Raw genomic sequence first — 14942 nt, forward strand, 5'->3', positions numbered from 1 at the left:
GGCGGATACGGCATCCAGTTACCCGGTCTTGATATGCCTACCAAGATTTTGACAGCGGTCGATACCGTCCGCAATATCGCGAACGGCATGAAGGGAATAATACAAGGTCGGATTAGCGGCGCAGCCGCGTAATCCGACAACATCGGCTAGCTTTTAATCCGGGAAACGTTGATTCAGCGCCAGCGCTGCATCGAGATTTTCAATCAGCAACTCCACATACTGCGGGTCGAGGTGGCTGCCGCTCACTTCGCGCAGGTAGCTCACTACACGTTCCAACGGCCAGGCGTCCTTGTAGCAGCGCTTGTGCATCAGGGCGTCGAAGACGTCGGCGACGGCGGCGATGCGCGCGTATTTGTGGATGTTTTCACCGACCAGGCCTTGCGGGTAGCCGCTGCCGTCGTATTTTTCATGGTGCTGGTGGGCGATCACGGCGGCTGCTTTGAGCAGCGGGCGCTGCGAACCGTCGAGGATGGACATGCCCACCGTCGGATGCTGCTTCATGATTTCCCACTCGGCCGCGTCGAGCTTGCCCGGTTTCAGCAGCACCGCGTCGGGTGTGGAAATCTTGCCGATGTCATGCATGGGCGCCGCGTGGCGCAGCACCATGGTTTCTTCTTCCGACATGCCGGAGGCCTGCGCCAGCAGCTGGCACACTTCGGCCATGCGGCGCACGTGGTTGCCGCCTTCGTGCGAGCGCGATTCGACCACGTCGCCCAGGCGCAGGATCAGTTCGGCCTGGGTATCGGTGATTTCCTGGGTCAGCAGGATGTTGTCGAAGGCAATCGCCACGCCCGAGCAGAATACTTCCAGCAATTGCGCGTCGAGGTCGGAAATTTCTTCCACGCCCTTCAAGACCAGCAAGGACGCCTTGCCGCTACTGTTGGGAAAATAACCGACATAGGTGTCACCGTGCAGGCGCGAGATTTTATTGCTCTTGGCGTCGTCCAGCTGCGACAGCAGGGACGGGCTGAGGATGCCGCCATCGGCTTCATGGTCGCCGATCTGCGCGAGAACTTCATAATCCTGCTCACCCGTGATGGCGCTGGCGCCGCGCAGGCGCAGCAGCATGCTCGTTTCCAGGCGCAGCAGGGCGACGACTTGCTGCAGCAGGCCGCTGGCGAAGTCGCGCAGGTTGCGCTGCTTGAAGATATGCGCCGAGGCGGCGATGACTCTTTCCAGGCCTTCGCGGTAATGCAGCTGGGCCTGGCGCGCCTCTTCCACCTTCATGATGTCGCGGTAGGCGCGCAGGGCGGCAAAGGTGGTGGTAAACAGCTTGGTGCGGTCCAGCTCCGTCTTTTCCTTGTAGTCGTTGATGTCGTAGTTGACGATCACCCGCTCTTCCGGCGCCTGTCCCGGCTGCCCGGTGCGCAGCACGATGCGCGTAAACTGGTTGCCCAGGTCTTCGCGCATCCAGCGCGCCACTTCCAGGCCGCTGTCTTCGCGTTCCATCACCACGTCCAGGAAGACCAGCGCGATGCCTTCTTCGCGCGCCAGCACCTGCTTGGCTTCGGCGCCGCTGTAGGCGTGCACGAAGCTCAGGGCACGGCCTTCCAGGCGGAAACGGCTCAGCGTCAGTTTGGTGATGTCGTGGATGTCGGGTTCATCATCGACGAGCAGGACTTTCCAGGGAGGTAACTTGGGCGATGCTGAAGACAAAAATGACATGAGGGCGAGTTCCGCTAAAAGGCATAACTGACGCAATGTTGAGACGCCTGCGCCAGGAATTCCTGTGCGCCATTACCGGCGTTGCGCATTTTTCGGGCGCATTTTGTCGATTGTAGACTGACAGCTAAATATTAACAATATGCAAGAAAAATTGACTAACAACATGCAACACACGTGCTAAAAAAACACTTTAAATCCAGGCTGCTGACACTATCTATGCTTTATCGCTTAGGCAACTATATTTTCAAGACAATACTTTGTTTTAATTAATATTGCCAATGAATCTGCAAAAAAAACGGCGTCTCGCCTTTCTGGCGCAAAATCAGAAAAGTAACAAGGTATGAATTGCGCGTCAGAATGGGCTGCGGCGCGCTATATTGAGCAGGCATAAGAAGTGGCGCCATGCCACGCACATTTCCTGAAAGGGTACATCATGCAAAAGCAAACGACGCGCGCCCTGGTCGCCGGCCTGGCCTTGCTGGCCAGCAGCGCGGCCTGGGCAGGAACGGAAGTGCAGTTCAGCAAACCGGATCAATATACGGATGTCCCGTTCAACCCGCAGGAACGCGATGAGGTGTTGAAGGAACTGAGCCGGCATTTCGAGAAACTGGGCGCATCGCTGCCGCCCGGGCAGACCTTGAAGATCGACGTCACGGATGTGGACCTGGCGGGACGTGAAAATCCGTCCCTGCGTGCCGGGCAGGATATCCGCGTCATGAATGGCCGGGTCGACTGGCCGCGCATGCGCCTGCACTATGTGCTGGAACAGGATGGCAAGGTCATTCGCAGTGGCGATGCCGCCCTGTCCGACATGTCGTACCTGAGCCGCATCAATCATTACTTCAGCAATGAAAAGCTGCGCTATGAAAAGCTGATGATCGATGACTGGTATGCCAATACCTTTGGCGTCAAGGTGAAACGCCAGGCGCGCAAGTAAGCGCGCAGCCCGTCAGGCGGCTTGCCGCCGCGCGAAGTGTATTGCGCTCCGGAAATTTTCACTTCAGGCTATAGTCAAACCGGCTCAGGCAGATGCGGCGTGGCGGCATCTGCCTTCCTGCGAACTTTCTGAAAGGAATGCATATGCGTATTTCCAAGATGGCGAAAACATGGCTGGCCGCATTGGCGCTGGCCGCCGGCAGCAGTGCCTGGGCGGGCGTGCAGGTGACGTTCGATAACCCCGATGACTATTCCGATGTACCGTTCAGCTCGCGCGACCGGGAGCAGGTGCTGGCGGGCCTGGCCAATCACTTCACCTGGCTGGGCAAGAGCTTGCCCCCCGGCCAGGATCTCAGGATCGAGATCACCGATGTCGACCTGGCAGGACGCGAAGACCCGGCACGGCGCGGCGCCTTCGATGTGCGCGTGATGACGGGCCGTGCTGACTGGCCCCGCCTGCGCTTGCGCTATACGCTCGAACAGCATGGCAAAGTCATTGCCAGCGGCAACGCTTATCTGTCGGACATGTCCTATTTGCAGCATATCAATCGTTACTCCAGCAACGATGCCTTGCGCTATGAAAAGCGCATGATCGACGACTGGTTCAAGAATACCTTCGGCGTCAAGCCCCAGGGCCGCAGCAGTCCCGTGATGAGCTTGCAGCCGCGCGCAGTGCAGCGCCGGTAAGTCAGCGCAGGTAAGCCTCTTCGATGCGTGCCAGCTGGCCGTTCTGCCGCATGGCAAGCAAGGCCGCATTCATCTTCTCGATGAAATCGGCCTTGTAGACGGGCGTATTGCGTGCGCTGTAGGCGATATACGTGGCTTCGGACGACAGTTCCAGCACTTCGTGCAATTGAAAGCCGTAGCGGCTTAGTTCTCCTTGCAGCTGGCGTGCCGTGTAGCGGGCCGCGCCGCGGTCGCTGGCGTAGCAATCGATGCGCCTCAGGGCCAGTTTCTTCAGATTGGCATCGTTGCCCTTGGCCGCTGCCAGATGCAGCAATCCCTGGCGGGCCGGCGCCATCAATTTTTCCGACAGCAAAAAACCCGTGTTGACGCCGATGGTCAGGCCGGCGAAGTCGGTCGGGAAGTGCGTGCGCGGCTTGCGCATGACGGCGTCATGGCAAAACAGCACCACCGATTCGCGGTACAGCATGGCCGAATACGGTTGCACGTACGGCCGCTCCGTCTTGCGCCCGGGCGGGAACAGACCGAATACCTGGCCTTTTTCCAGGGCGTCGAGTCCCCGTTTCCAGGGGCGCGGCTGCAGGTCCAGCCGATACTCCGGCATGCTGGTGGCGGCTGCGCGCAGCATATCGACGTACATGCCCTTGAAGACGCCGTTTTCCACATAGCTGTACGGCGCATAGTCGTCGTCGCCATACAGGATGACGGTGTGCGGCGCGGCCAGGGCGGTCTGCCACACGCCCGACAACGCCAGGGCCAGGCATAGTCTTGCCGTTTTCGCTGCTTGCATGTCGCTCCAGTCTTAATGTCTTCCTGGCAAGCATACAGCATGGTGGCAAGGCGCCGCCGTTAATCGATCCAGTTCACCTGCGGGAACTTGCTGCCGAACTCTTCCGGCATGGGCACGACCTGGCTGCGCTTGTAGTTGAAAAACACAAAGCCGGACTTGGCCATGGCGATCAGGGTGTTGTCGCGCGGGCGCGTGATGCGGAAGGTGATGTCGCCGCCATATTTATTGAAATCCATGACGCCCACTTCGAACAGCAGCTGGTCGCGCGCATGGGCTTCGGCACGGTAGGTGGTGGCCAGGTCGGTGACGATGATGCCGGTGCCGTCCGCTTCAATGTCGCGCACGCCGAATTCAAACAGGAAGCGGGCGCGCGCCTCGGAAATCATGGAAATCATGGAATCGTTGCCGAGATGGTTGCCGGCATTGATGTCCGTGGTGCGTACCGTCAGTTGCGAGGAATAGCAGTACTGGTCTTCGGGAAATTCAAGTTTCAAACGGGCCATGGTGTTCTCTTGGGCTGGTGCGCGGGGCGCGACGGGAAAAACCCATTCTAGCCGGTTCCCCGTGCCCCGTCGAAAAACGCCCTGTGCCGCGTGCGCCACCATGACCGCCTGCGCACGCTTGTTTGCGTGCGCTTAATTTAGGTACGCTTATTTACGGACGATCTGGTACACCTTGCCCGTGTCGCTCAGCATGTACAGCTCGTTTTGCGCATCCTGCCCAAACGACAGGATATTGCCCACGTTGGTGATGCCCCAGTCCGTCACGGCGGAGGCCGTGCCATTGCTGTAGCTGAAGCTTTTCAGCCAGCCGCTGCAGTAATCCGAATACAGGTACTGCCCCGCCAGCTCCGGCAGGGCCGTGCCCCGGTACACATAGCCGCCCGTGATCGAGCAGCCGCCAGCCGTGTCGTGGCCGTATTCGATGGCGGGCAGGACCAGCCCCGCCTGGTTGCAACTGGCGCTGTTGTAGCAATGCAATCCTTCCATGATGTTCCAGCCATAGTTGTTGCCCGCCTGGCCCACGGGGCGCACGTCGACCTCTTCCCAATTGGCCTGGCCCACGTCGGCGATATACAGCAGTTGGGCCGGCACGTCGAAGGCGTAGCGCCACGGGTTGCGCAAGCCGTAGGCCCAGATTTCGGCGCGCCCGCCCGGCGTGCCGGCAAACGGGTTGCCCGGCGGAATGGCGTACGGCTGGGCTACCGTGCTGGCGTTGACGTCCAGGCGCAGCAGCTTTCCCAGCAGCACATTTGTGTTTTGCGCATTGCCGGGCGGGTCGCCCGCGCTGCCGCCGTCGCCCGTGCCTGCAGTCAGGTAGCCGTCCGGGCCAAAGCTGAGCAGGCCGCCATAGTGGGTGTTGAACGTGGGGTGGGGTATCGTCAGGATGGTCAGGGCCGACAGGGGATCGGCCACGTTGGCGTTGCCAGCCGATACTTGCCGCCGCTCGATGACGATGTCGCCGGCCAGGTTGGTGTAATAGATAAAGAAATAGCCGTTGCTGGCGTACTGCGGATGGAAGGCCAGCGACAGCAAGCCGCGCTCGCCGCTGGTGGTGGTGAGGGGGCGGATATCGAGGAAGGGCGTGGCCAGCAGGTTGCCGTTCTGCAGCACGCGGATGCGGCCGGGGCGTTCGAGAATGAAGAGGCGGCTGTCACCGGGTGGCGCCGTGAGGAAGATGGGTGCGTCCAGTCCGCTGGCCACTTCCTGCAGGCGAATGGCCAGCGGCGCGCCGGCCGCATACGTGACGGTGGCGCTGGCCGTCGCCCCCGCAGTGACTTGCACCTGCTGCGTTGCCGGCACGGGCACCAGGCTGGTTGTTCCTTGTAGCACGCTGGCGGCGCTGACCGCATAGGCGCCGGGCGCCAGGCCATCGAGCGTGCCGGACGCCGTCAGCAGCTTGCTGTACGATGCGGGCCCCGTCACCGTGACGGCGCCCGCCACGCCGGCCGGCAAGCCACCGATAGTGACGGTCAGGCTGCCCGTGGTGGCGCCGGGCGGGTGGTGATCGTGGCCGCCGCCACAGGCAGCCAGCAAGCCCAGGCAGCAGGCCAGCAGCAGGGCCAGCCAGGTGGGGGACAGTCGGCGTAGGGGGTGGCGCATGTCGGTCTCCTGCGGGAACGGCGCAACGGCAGCTCAAAGGATGTGCCAAGAATGCGCGTCTTCGTGTCGGGAGGTTTGCGCTGGCGCAAACGTGCGGCGGCAGCGGACAAATGCGCCGCGTTTTCAGACAAGCGCGGGGCCCCTTGCCCCGCCACGTCCGCCGGCGTCCGATAATGGCGCATCTGAAACCGAGCAGGAAGACATCCCATGAAAACCAAAGCCGCGATTGCCTGGAAGGCGGGCGCCCCGTTGACCATCGAAGAAGTCGACCTGGCCGGCCCGCGCGCCGGCGAAGTGCTGGTCGAGCTGAAAGCCACTGGCATTTGCCATACCGATTACTACACCCTGTCCGGCGCCGATCCGGAAGGCATCTTCCCCGCCATCCTCGGCCATGAAGGCGCCGGCGTCGTCGTCGACGTGGGCCCGGGCGTGACGACCCTGAAAAAGGATGACCACGTCATTCCCCTGTACACGCCGGAATGCCGCCAGTGCAAGTTCTGCCTGTCGCAAAAGACGAATTTGTGCCAGGCCATCCGCTCGACACAGGGCCGTGGCCTGATGCCGGACGCCACCAGCCGCTTTTCGCTGAATGGCCAGCCGCTGTTCCACTACATGGGCACCTCCACTTTCTCAAACTATATCGTCGTGCCGGAAATCGCTCTCGCCAAGATCCGCGAAGACGCGCCGTTCGACAAGGTGTGCTACATCGGTTGCGGCGTGACGACGGGCGTGGGCGCCGTCTTGTTCTCCGCCAAGGTGGAAGCGGGCGCCAACGTGGCCGTGTTCGGCCTGGGCGGCATCGGCCTGAACGTGATCCAGGCGGCGAAAATGGTCGGCGCCGACAAAATCATCGGCATCGACATCAATCCGGCGCGCCAGGCCATCGCGCGCAAGTTCGGCATGACGCATTTTATCAACCCGAACGAGGTGGAAAACGTCGTCGATGCCATCGTGCAACTGACGGACGGCGGCGCCGATTATTCGTTTGAATGCGTGGGCAACACCAACTTGATGCGCCAGGCGCTCGAGTGCACGCACAAGGGCTGGGGCAAATCGTTCATCATCGGCGTGGCGGCGGCCGGCCAGGAAATTTCCACGCGGCCATTCCAACTGGTGACGGGGCGCGAATGGCGCGGTTCGGCCTTCGGCGGCGCGCGCGGCCGCACGGACGTGCCGAAGATCGTCGACTGGTATATGGAAGGCAAGCTCAACATTGACGATCTGATCACGCACCGCTTGCCGCTCGAACGCATCAATGAAGGCTTCGACCTGATGAAGAGCGGCGAATCGATTCGTTCCGTGGTGTTGTACTGATCTGCGTGTACGTATTGCGCAACACTTGACGGACGGGGCAGGGCGGCAAGCTGTACTTCGCCGCCTGCGCCTGCTAGTGTGAAGGCTTCCGCCTTGCTTTGGGAGCCGCTCATGTTTGCCACTGCCTACCTCGCCACGTTGCGCCGCATGCTGCCCGTCTTCCTCGGCGCGGCCCTGTCTTCCCTGCTGGCCTTGTGGTGGAGCAATGCCGCCAGCCTCGCCACGCCCGCCATCTGGCTGGCGCTGCTGGCCACCTATCTGCTGTGCGCGCTGATGTTTACGCCGCTGGCCTGGCACCGCCGGCAGCTGGCCACGCGTCAGGTGCGCAGCAACAAGTCGCGCTGAGTCCTAGCGCGCCGTGCTGGAAAAGCGTTCGCGGTAGTCGCGCGGCGTGATGGCGAGTTTCTTTTGAAACAGGCGGCGCAGCCTTTCTTCGCTGTGCAAGCCCGCCTGCACGGCCACCTGTTTTAAGGACGATACATTGTCTTCCAGCAAGCGACGCGCCACTTCAAAGCGCGCCGTCTCGATGAATTCCGTAGGACTGCTGCCCGTTTCGCGCTGGAACACGCGCGTAAAATTGCGCTCGCTCATGGCCAGCCTGGCCGCCAGCAGCGGTATGCCGAGCTCTTCGCCCAGGTGTTCCATGATCCAGCCTTGCAACTGGCGGATGCTCGGATGCGTGGTCATCTGGCTCGACAGGTGCACGGAAAACTGCGACTGGCCACCGGGCCGCTTCAGGTACACCACCAGGTCGCGCGCCACTTCCAGCGCGATATCGCGGCTGAAATCGTCTTCCACCAGCGCCAGCGCCAGGTCGATGCCGGCCGTCACGCCGGCCGATGTCCAGAATTTTCCTTCCCGCACGAAAATCGCATCGGCATTGACCTGTATCAATGGATAGCGCTGGCGCAGGCTGTCCACGGCGCTCCAGTGCGTGGCGGCGCTCTTGCCGTCGAGCACGCCGGCTTCGGCCAGGAAGAAGCAGCCCGTGCACAGCGCCGCCAGCGTGTCGATGCGCGGCGCCGCCTCGGCCACCCAGGCGGCGAGGGCGGGAATATCCTGCAAGACTTGCTCGACGTGGTGGCAGCCGACGATGACGGCCAGGTCGGGCAGGCGGTTCACATCGAGCGCCTTGCTGGCGTGCAGCGACATCAGCGTGTCGGACTCGACTGGGCCGATGGCTGTCGAGGCGATGCGCACGTCGTAGCCGCCGGGCAGATGGCGCAGGCGCAAATGGGTGTTGGCGTAATCAAACACCTTCATGGCGCCGATGGCTTCGAGCGCCTTGAAGCCGGGATAGACGATGATGTCGACGGTACGCAGGGGAAATTCCTTGGGGCTTTGCTTGATCATGCGATATGCGCGAGGGTGAAAAATACTGCCATAATGCAACAACAGCGAGGACATAGATTAGCATGGAATAACCCACGCGCCCGCTGTCTTCCCATTCATCAGATTCCTGGATATCGTGCGCCTACTTCCCTTTTTTGCCACCCTGACACTGTTGCTATGCTCAACTTTTGCCCAGGCGGCCACGCTCAATTTCAACGGCGGCGCCGTCAGCGGCTGCAGCCTGAGCCCGGATGGCTTGCAATACACATGCGGCTCGCTGGCGTTGGGTTCCACCGACGTCATCGTCATCGGCAGCGCGTATGGGGTGACGGTCAACGGTTCCCTGGCGATGAGCTATAACCAGGGCTTGACGATGAGCGGCAACGCCGCCCTGACAGTGAAGGGCAATCTCGACATCAAGGACATCAATCCGTCGAATCTGAAGGTGACGGGAGGAAACCTGACCGCCCTGGGCGGCACTTTCCTCATGGGCGCGCAGGAACAGACCGTCACGGCGAATATTTCCGCTACCACCATCAAGATGGGCTCGAACAACGTCAAGGTGACGGGCAAGATCAGCGCCAAGGGCCCGGTGGAAATCGCTTCGGGCTCGGTCATCAACGGTCCGATCAGCGGCACCATCGTCAATATCCTGGCCGCCAGTACCCGCATCCAGGGCGATATCACAGCGACCACCTCGCTGACCATCGGTTCCGGCAGCCAGGTGACGGGTAACCTGAAATCGCCGACGATCGACCTGAAAGCATCCGGCCTGCTCGTCACCGGCGATGTGGAGGCGAGCAATTCCTTGTCGATCGCTTCCGGCAATGGCATCAAGGGCAATGTGGACGCCGGGGAAGTGACCCTCGACTCGTCCAACGCCTATATCACGGGCAACGCCAAGGTTGACCACATCACTCTGGGCTGGCAGGGCCGGGTGCAGCAAACCATCACGTGCAAGGCCTATACGCCATCGAATCCGTGCAGCTGCGTGACGAACAACAGCGGCTGGGCCTTCAATGAACCGATGGGGCCGAAGTGCGGCCCGGGTACGCAGGCGGCGCCCCACCATTTCCAGATCGACCACCCAGGCAGTGCCCTGACATGCGCGCCGCAAACGGTAACGGTCACGGCGTGCGCGGACGCCGCCTGCAGCGCCAAATACACGGGCGGCGTGGATGTCACCGTCAGCCCGGGCGGCACGGCGACGCCGATAGGCAACAGCGGGGTGGCGACGGCCAGCGTGCGCCAGTACACGGTCGGCACGGCCACCCTGGGCCTGACGAGCGTGCCCGGCGCCACCGGTGCGCTCGTCTGCAAGCGCGCGTCGGACAACAGCAGCAGCTGCGACATGAGCTTTGCGGCGACAGGCTTGATGGTCACTCCCGTCAATCATCATTCCGCCGTGGCCACGGATTTCACAATCAGTGCATTGCAAGACAAACCGAACGAGCAGGCCTGCGTGCCCCTGTTTAAGAATGCCAGCAAGGATTTGACCCTCAGTTGTAGCTACAGCAATCCTGCCACCGGCACCTTGCCGCTCCTGGTCAAAGGGACGGGGGCCTTCGTGCCATTGGCCGCGAGCGCCAGCAGCGCGTGCAGTGCGACGGGCCAGTCCGTCAACCTGGCGTTCGACAACGCTGGCGTTGCCACGGCAACCATGTTGTATGCCGACGCGGGCAAGCTGACGTTGAACGCAAAGTATGAATCGGCCAGCGGCAGCGACAAGGGCTTGAAGATGCAAGGCAGCGATGAGGTGGTTGTCGCTCCGTACGATTTTGTGTTCAGTACGATCGCCACGCCACAGCGTGCGGGCCTGGCCGTGACGGGCGTGGCGCCGGCAACGGTGGTTAGCGTATTGGCACGGAATTTTTTGAAGGCAGCCACGCCCAACTTTGGCCGCGAAGCGGTGGCGCCAGCCGTGCTGCTGGGACGTACTGTCGTTGAACCCACGTTTGCCGGCCACGCCGAGCCGTCGGCCGATGGCAGCCTGGGCTTCAGCGGGGGTGTCTTGACCGCCACGGGCATGAGCTGGAAGGAAGTGGGGCTTGTTCAGTTTACGGCCAGCTTGAATCATTACCTGGGATGGCAACGGCCTGCCGTCAATGGCGTCGTTCCACCGCTGGCAAGCGGTACGAGTGGCAAGGTGCAGTTCATCCCGCACCACTTCATCACGGAGCTGATCAAAAAGGACGACAGTGACGAGCCGGCCGCTGCCAACGGCATCGCCACGCCGTGCGCCGCGCCGCTCACCTGCGCCGACGATGGGAAGAAAGGCCGCTACGCCTACTCGGGGCAGGCGATAGGCGTGCGCGTGACGGCGCGCGCCCTGGGGGGGACGACGACCCAAAATTATGATGAGCTCAATCCGGGTGTGCTGGCGCCCGTGTTGCTCGAAGGCCTCGATGCGGCCACGGGCAAGATTTCCTTTCCGCCGAGTACTCCTGATGGCAGCAGCCGCCTCACCGATGGCGGCAAGGCGCAAACCACCGTCACCGGCGTGGCGCCCGCGAAATTCACCCTGGGCATCGCCCGAACCATGGTTGCCTACCGTTTTCCGGGCAAGGCAGGCGTGCCGGTGACGGTGGCGCCCACCGACGTGCTGCTGCGCGCCAGCAGCACCTATCCCGGCGGCGCCGTCGTCAGCTCCAGTTCGGCATTGATACAGAACGAGGCACGGATGACTGTGCTGTCGGGGCAATGGCAGGTAGCCCACGGCTATGGCTCCGAGTTGCTGCCCGTCCGGCTGGCCGTGCAAGTGCAGTACTGGAATGGCACGCAATGGATCACGAACCTGCTCGACAGTATCAGTGCGTTCAACAAGTCGCAGGTACTGTTTGTCAATTGCAAGAAAACGCTGGACTGCAGCAAGCTGGCCGCTGATGACCTGGCCTATACCGTCGTGCAAGGCGCGTTGCCGCAGGCCAATCGCCTGACGCTGCTGGCGCCCGGCGCCGGCAAGGCCGGCAGAGTGGACGTTTCCGTAGGCAATCATCCCTACCTGGGCAGCACGGTGGGCGTTGTTGTCTTTGGCATCCTCAGATCGGGCCCCGTGATTTACCTGCGCGAGATGTATTGAGCCTGGGCAAAGGGGTGCGGACGCAGGCGGCGTGAAAAACCAGTAACATGCCTGGCTGTGGCATTCCCCCCAACCTCAGACTGGAGTTTGTATGAGCACAACATCGCAGTGGATCGATATCGCCGGCCCGGACGGCAGCTTCCAGGCTTACCTGGCCGTGCCGCATATCGGTAAAGGCCCCGCCATCATCCTGTTGCAGGAAATTTTCGGCGTCAACGAACACATCCGCGCCGTGGCCGACCAGTACGCGGCCGATGGCTACGTGGTGCTGGTGCCCGACCTGTTCTGGCGCGCGGGCGCGCACATCGAGCTGGGCTATGACGAAGCAGGCTGGAAGCGCGCCGTGGAACTGATGCAGGCGACCGACAATCCGCATGCCGACGCCGATATCGCCGCCACCGTCGCCGCCCTGCGCGCGCGCCCGGAAGTGACGGGCAAGCTGGCCTCGGTCGGCTATTGCTTCGGCGGCCGTTTATCGTTTCAAACGGCAGCGGCCGGCCTGGTCGATGCCGCCATCGCCTATTACGGCGGCGGCATCCAGAACAAGCTGGACCTGGCCGACCGGATCACGGTGCCGTTGCTCATGCATTTCGGCGGCCAGGACAGCCATATTTCGCCGCAAGCCGTGCAAACCATCGCCGAGCGCTTCGAGGACCGGCAAGACGTGGAAATCCATATCTACCCGGGCGCCGAACACGGTTTCAATTGCACCCACCGCGATAGCTACCAGCAGCGCGCCGCCGCCCAGGCACATGGCAATTCCTTGATTTTCCTGTCGGAAAATCTGTAAGCGGGAGCGCCGCCAGCGCTGTCGACTCGGCAGTAAAGCCGCATGGGCGCTAAAATAGCGGCTGTGCCGGGCATCTCCGGCCGGCCGGGCGCAGCGCCCGGCAAACCTGGATGAGGAACCGAATCAAAGATGGCCCAAGTAATTGTTTCTGTGACATTGGCGGCAAGCGCCGAACGAGTGTGGGATTTTATCGGCGGCTTCCAGTCGCTGGCTGAATGGTCGAGCTCCATCAAGACCAGCCTGCCTGAGCACGGCGGCCGCGTGCGGCGCCTGAAAACCACGGACGGCGCCATCATCGCCGAACGCCTGCAAAGCTACAGCGAAGCGGACAAGAGCTACAGCTACACCATCGTCTCCGGTCCGATCCCCGTCAAGAACTACCGTTCCACCCTGCGCGTCACGGGCGAACCGGGCGGCGCTTCCTGCGTGGCCGAATGGTCGGGCGAGTTCGACGCGGCTGAAGGCGTGGAAGAGGTCATGGTGGGCGCGTTTCAGCATTTATACGAAACAGCGTTCGTCGACCTGAAACGCATCATGGCGATTTGAATGAAAACACCGGCCAAGGCCGGTGTTTTTCATGGCGCTTACCGCTTTACCTTGCCAAACGCCTCGCCCTTGTTCCAAGTAGGCAAGTTCTTGTCGTTCGCCACTTCGTAACCGAGGTTCAGCGTGAACTGCGCCTGTTGCACCATGCCCGACAAGTCCCACGACGGGTGGTACTCATCGGTGACCTGGTGGTAATCCTTTTTAAACGCCACCAGGCGCTCGCCCGAGGCTTTGGGTTCCTTGACGAAATCGAAGGAGCCGTCGCCGGAGAATACGGCCGAGCCCACGTTGAAGGCGGGCACGCCGGCCTTGGCAAACGCAAAATGGTCGGCCCGGTAAAACGCGCCGGACAGGTCGGGGATGGTCGGCGCCAGGCGCAGGCCCATGCGCTTGGCCACCTTGGCGGCGCTGGCGTACAGGCTGCTGCGCTCGGCGCCGGCCACGCCGATGTCGTGCGTCTTGCCGACGAAGTTCATGCTATCGAGGTTCAGGTCGGCGGCCGTTTTCGCCAGCGGCCACAGGGGCGCGCGCGTGTACGCCGTGCTGCCCAGCATGCCCGTTTCCTCGCCGGCCGGCCACAGGAAGATCTGCGTGCGGCGCGCCGGCTGTTTCACGGCCACCTGCGCCATGGCCAGCAGGGCCGCCGCGCCCGAGGCATTGTCGATGGCACCGTTGTAGATGTGGTCACTCTGGCCCTGTTTGCCACCTTGGCTGTTGCCCTCGTCATCCTTGCCCAGGTGGTCCCAGTGCGCCGAATAGATCACCGCTTCGTCCTTGAGTGTCGGGTCCGTGCCCGGCACGATGCCGGCCACGTTGAATTGCTCGATGCTGCGCACCTGGCTGTCGAGTTGCACCTTGACGGTCGCGTTCAAGGCGACGGGGCGGAACGCGCGTGTTTCCGCCTGCGCGCGCAAGGCGTCCAGGTCTTGCCCGGCTTGCTGGAACAGCGCGCGCGCCATGTCTTCCTGCAGCCAGCCTTCCATCGCATTGCCCGCGCCGGCCAGGTTGAAACGCTCGTGGCCGAAACCGTTGGCGGGCACCGACCACGGATACGAGGCGGACGCCGTCGTGTGGATCAGCAAGACCCCGGCGGCGCCCTGGCGCAGCGCTTCCTCGTACTTGTAGACCCAGCGGCCGTAATACGTGAGGGACTTGCCGGCAAAACGGTTTGCTTCGGCAACGGTCGGTTGCGGATCGTTGACCATCATGATGACAAGCTTGCCCTTCAGGTCGACGCCCTTGAAATCGTCCCAGTGCTCTTCGGGGGCGCGGATGCCGTAGCCGGCAAACACCACGGGCGCGTCGAACGCCACTGTCTGCTGGCCATTCGCCGCGCCAAAGACGATGTCCTTGCCGAAGGCGGGAGACAAGGTCTTGCCGCCCGCGCTGAAGGTCACTGTGCTCGATGGCAAGGCCTTGCTGCCGACGATGGTCAGCGCCTGGCGGTACGTGCCATCCTTCAACGGTTGCAGGCCGGCCACGGCCGCCTGCGTTTCCAGGTAGCGCACGGCCAGGTCGCCGCCGCGCTGGCCAGTGCCGCGTCCTTCCAGCAAGTCGTCGGCCAGGAAAGACAGATGCGCGCGCAGGGGCGCTTCGGCAACGAGCGGTTGGGCGAGGGCGGCCGTGCTGAACAGGCTGGCGGCGAGGACGAAGGGTAAACGCATGACAACTCCAAAAGTGAATACGGGAAAGCAAAGCAGCGAC

General features: G+C 62.4%; 13 protein-coding genes. 7 read left to right on the top strand and 6 right to left on the bottom strand.

Features of this window, described 5'->3' with window-relative positions; all coding sequences use genetic code 11:
• Nucleotides 1-153 precede the first annotated feature (153 nt).
• Entirely contained in the window at nucleotides 154-1665 is a 1512-nt protein-coding gene (locus ACP7DW_RS27585) for a DUF3369 domain-containing protein (RefSeq protein ID WP_426057608.1), read from the bottom strand.
• A gap of 433 nt (nucleotides 1666-2098) precedes the next feature.
• Here ACP7DW_RS27585 and ACP7DW_RS27590 point away from each other — a divergent pair, with 433 nt between their 5' ends.
• Complete coding sequence (locus ACP7DW_RS27590) at nucleotides 2099-2602, top strand: DUF3016 domain-containing protein (RefSeq protein ID WP_426057609.1); 504 nt, start codon at nucleotides 2099-2101, stop codon at nucleotides 2600-2602.
• A gap of 143 nt (nucleotides 2603-2745) precedes the next feature.
• Entirely contained in the window at nucleotides 2746-3288 is a 543-nt protein-coding gene (locus ACP7DW_RS27595; RefSeq protein ID WP_426057610.1) for a DUF3016 domain-containing protein, read from the top strand.
• Between the two features lies 1 nt (nucleotide 3289).
• Here ACP7DW_RS27595 and ACP7DW_RS27600 read toward each other — a convergent pair whose 3' ends face one another.
• The 3 genes from ACP7DW_RS27600 to ACP7DW_RS27610 all read right to left on the bottom strand — a co-directional run bounded on the left by ACP7DW_RS27600 (nucleotide 3290) and on the right by ACP7DW_RS27610 (nucleotide 6177).
• The gene (locus ACP7DW_RS27600; RefSeq protein ID WP_426057611.1) at nucleotides 3290-4075 is read right to left on the bottom strand and encodes a substrate-binding periplasmic protein; all 786 of its coding nucleotides are present in this window, start codon (nucleotides 4073-4075) and stop codon (nucleotides 3290-3292) included.
• A 59-nt stretch (nucleotides 4076-4134) separates the two neighbouring features.
• Nucleotides 4135-4578, bottom strand: coding sequence for a thioesterase family protein (locus ACP7DW_RS27605; RefSeq protein WP_071079638.1), 444 nt, complete (start codon nucleotides 4576-4578; stop codon nucleotides 4135-4137).
• Nucleotides 4579-4725: 147 nt separating this feature from the next.
• Nucleotides 4726-6177: a PQQ-dependent sugar dehydrogenase gene (locus ACP7DW_RS27610; protein WP_426057612.1), complete on the bottom strand. Its 1452-nt coding sequence runs from the start codon at nucleotides 6175-6177 to the stop codon at nucleotides 4726-4728.
• 207 nt (nucleotides 6178-6384) lie between these two features.
• Between ACP7DW_RS27610 and ACP7DW_RS27615 the strand changes: the two genes are divergently transcribed.
• A complete protein-coding gene (locus ACP7DW_RS27615) occupies nucleotides 6385-7491 on the top strand; it encodes an S-(hydroxymethyl)glutathione dehydrogenase/class III alcohol dehydrogenase (RefSeq protein WP_070312574.1) in 1107 nt (368 codons plus the stop codon).
• 111 nt (nucleotides 7492-7602) lie between these two features.
• Entirely contained in the window at nucleotides 7603-7836 is a 234-nt protein-coding gene (locus ACP7DW_RS27620; RefSeq protein ID WP_426057613.1) for a hypothetical protein, read from the top strand.
• 3 nt (nucleotides 7837-7839) lie between these two features.
• On the opposite strand, the gene ACP7DW_RS27625 is transcribed toward ACP7DW_RS27620, so the two are convergent.
• The gene (locus tag ACP7DW_RS27625) at nucleotides 7840-8844 is read right to left on the bottom strand and encodes a GlxA family transcriptional regulator (protein WP_426057614.1); all 1005 of its coding nucleotides are present in this window, start codon (nucleotides 8842-8844) and stop codon (nucleotides 7840-7842) included.
• Nucleotides 8845-8959: 115 nt separating this feature from the next.
• Between ACP7DW_RS27625 and ACP7DW_RS27630 the strand changes: the two genes are divergently transcribed.
• The 3 genes from ACP7DW_RS27630 (at nucleotide 8960) to ACP7DW_RS27640 (ending at nucleotide 13238) form a co-directional block, all read left to right on the top strand.
• On the top strand, nucleotides 8960-11902 hold the full coding sequence (locus ACP7DW_RS27630; protein ID WP_426057615.1) for a DUF6701 domain-containing protein: 2943 nt from the start codon (nucleotides 8960-8962) through the stop codon (nucleotides 11900-11902).
• 91 nt (nucleotides 11903-11993) lie between these two features.
• Nucleotides 11994-12692, top strand: a complete 699-nt coding sequence (locus tag ACP7DW_RS27635; protein WP_426057616.1) for a dienelactone hydrolase family protein — start codon at nucleotides 11994-11996, stop codon at nucleotides 12690-12692.
• A gap of 129 nt (nucleotides 12693-12821) precedes the next feature.
• Nucleotides 12822-13238 (top strand): SRPBCC family protein, encoded by a 417-nt coding sequence (locus tag ACP7DW_RS27640; protein ID WP_071079630.1) that lies wholly within the window; start codon nucleotides 12822-12824, stop codon nucleotides 13236-13238.
• A gap of 38 nt (nucleotides 13239-13276) precedes the next feature.
• On the opposite strand, the gene ACP7DW_RS27645 is transcribed toward ACP7DW_RS27640, so the two are convergent.
• Nucleotides 13277-14902, bottom strand: a complete 1626-nt coding sequence (locus tag ACP7DW_RS27645) for a M28 family peptidase (protein WP_426057617.1) — start codon at nucleotides 14900-14902, stop codon at nucleotides 13277-13279.
• Between the last annotated feature and the right edge of the window lie 40 nt (nucleotides 14903-14942).

The organism is Janthinobacterium sp. PSRC1-1 (assembly GCF_049897525.1).
GTDB lineage: Bacteria > Pseudomonadota > Gammaproteobacteria > Burkholderiales > Burkholderiaceae_D > Janthinobacterium > Janthinobacterium tructae.

Coding starts and splice junctions, on each gene's coding strand:
- ACP7DW_RS27625 (WP_426057614.1), bottom strand. CDS start 8,844: ATGATCAAGCAAAGCCCCAAGGAATTTCCCCTGCGTACCGTCGACATC.
- ACP7DW_RS27635 (WP_426057616.1), top strand. CDS start 11,994: ATGAGCACAACATCGCAGTGGATCGATATCGCCGGCCCGGACGGCAGC.
- ACP7DW_RS27600 (WP_426057611.1), bottom strand. CDS start 4,075: ATGCAAGCAGCGAAAACGGCAAGACTATGCCTGGCCCTGGCGTTGTCG.
- ACP7DW_RS27640 (WP_071079630.1), top strand. CDS start 12,822: ATGGCCCAAGTAATTGTTTCTGTGACATTGGCGGCAAGCGCCGAACGA.
- ACP7DW_RS27615 (WP_070312574.1), top strand. CDS start 6,385: ATGAAAACCAAAGCCGCGATTGCCTGGAAGGCGGGCGCCCCGTTGACC.
- ACP7DW_RS27595 (WP_426057610.1), top strand. CDS start 2,746: ATGCGTATTTCCAAGATGGCGAAAACATGGCTGGCCGCATTGGCGCTG.
- ACP7DW_RS27610 (WP_426057612.1), bottom strand. CDS start 6,177: ATGCGCCACCCCCTACGCCGACTGTCCCCCACCTGGCTGGCCCTGCTG.
- ACP7DW_RS27585 (WP_426057608.1), bottom strand. CDS start 1,665: ATGTCATTTTTGTCTTCAGCATCGCCCAAGTTACCTCCCTGGAAAGTC.
- ACP7DW_RS27620 (WP_426057613.1), top strand. CDS start 7,603: ATGTTTGCCACTGCCTACCTCGCCACGTTGCGCCGCATGCTGCCCGTC.
- ACP7DW_RS27590 (WP_426057609.1), top strand. CDS start 2,099: ATGCAAAAGCAAACGACGCGCGCCCTGGTCGCCGGCCTGGCCTTGCTG.
- ACP7DW_RS27605 (WP_071079638.1), bottom strand. CDS start 4,578: ATGGCCCGTTTGAAACTTGAATTTCCCGAAGACCAGTACTGCTATTCC.
- ACP7DW_RS27645 (WP_426057617.1), bottom strand. CDS start 14,902: ATGCGTTTACCCTTCGTCCTCGCCGCCAGCCTGTTCAGCACGGCCGCC.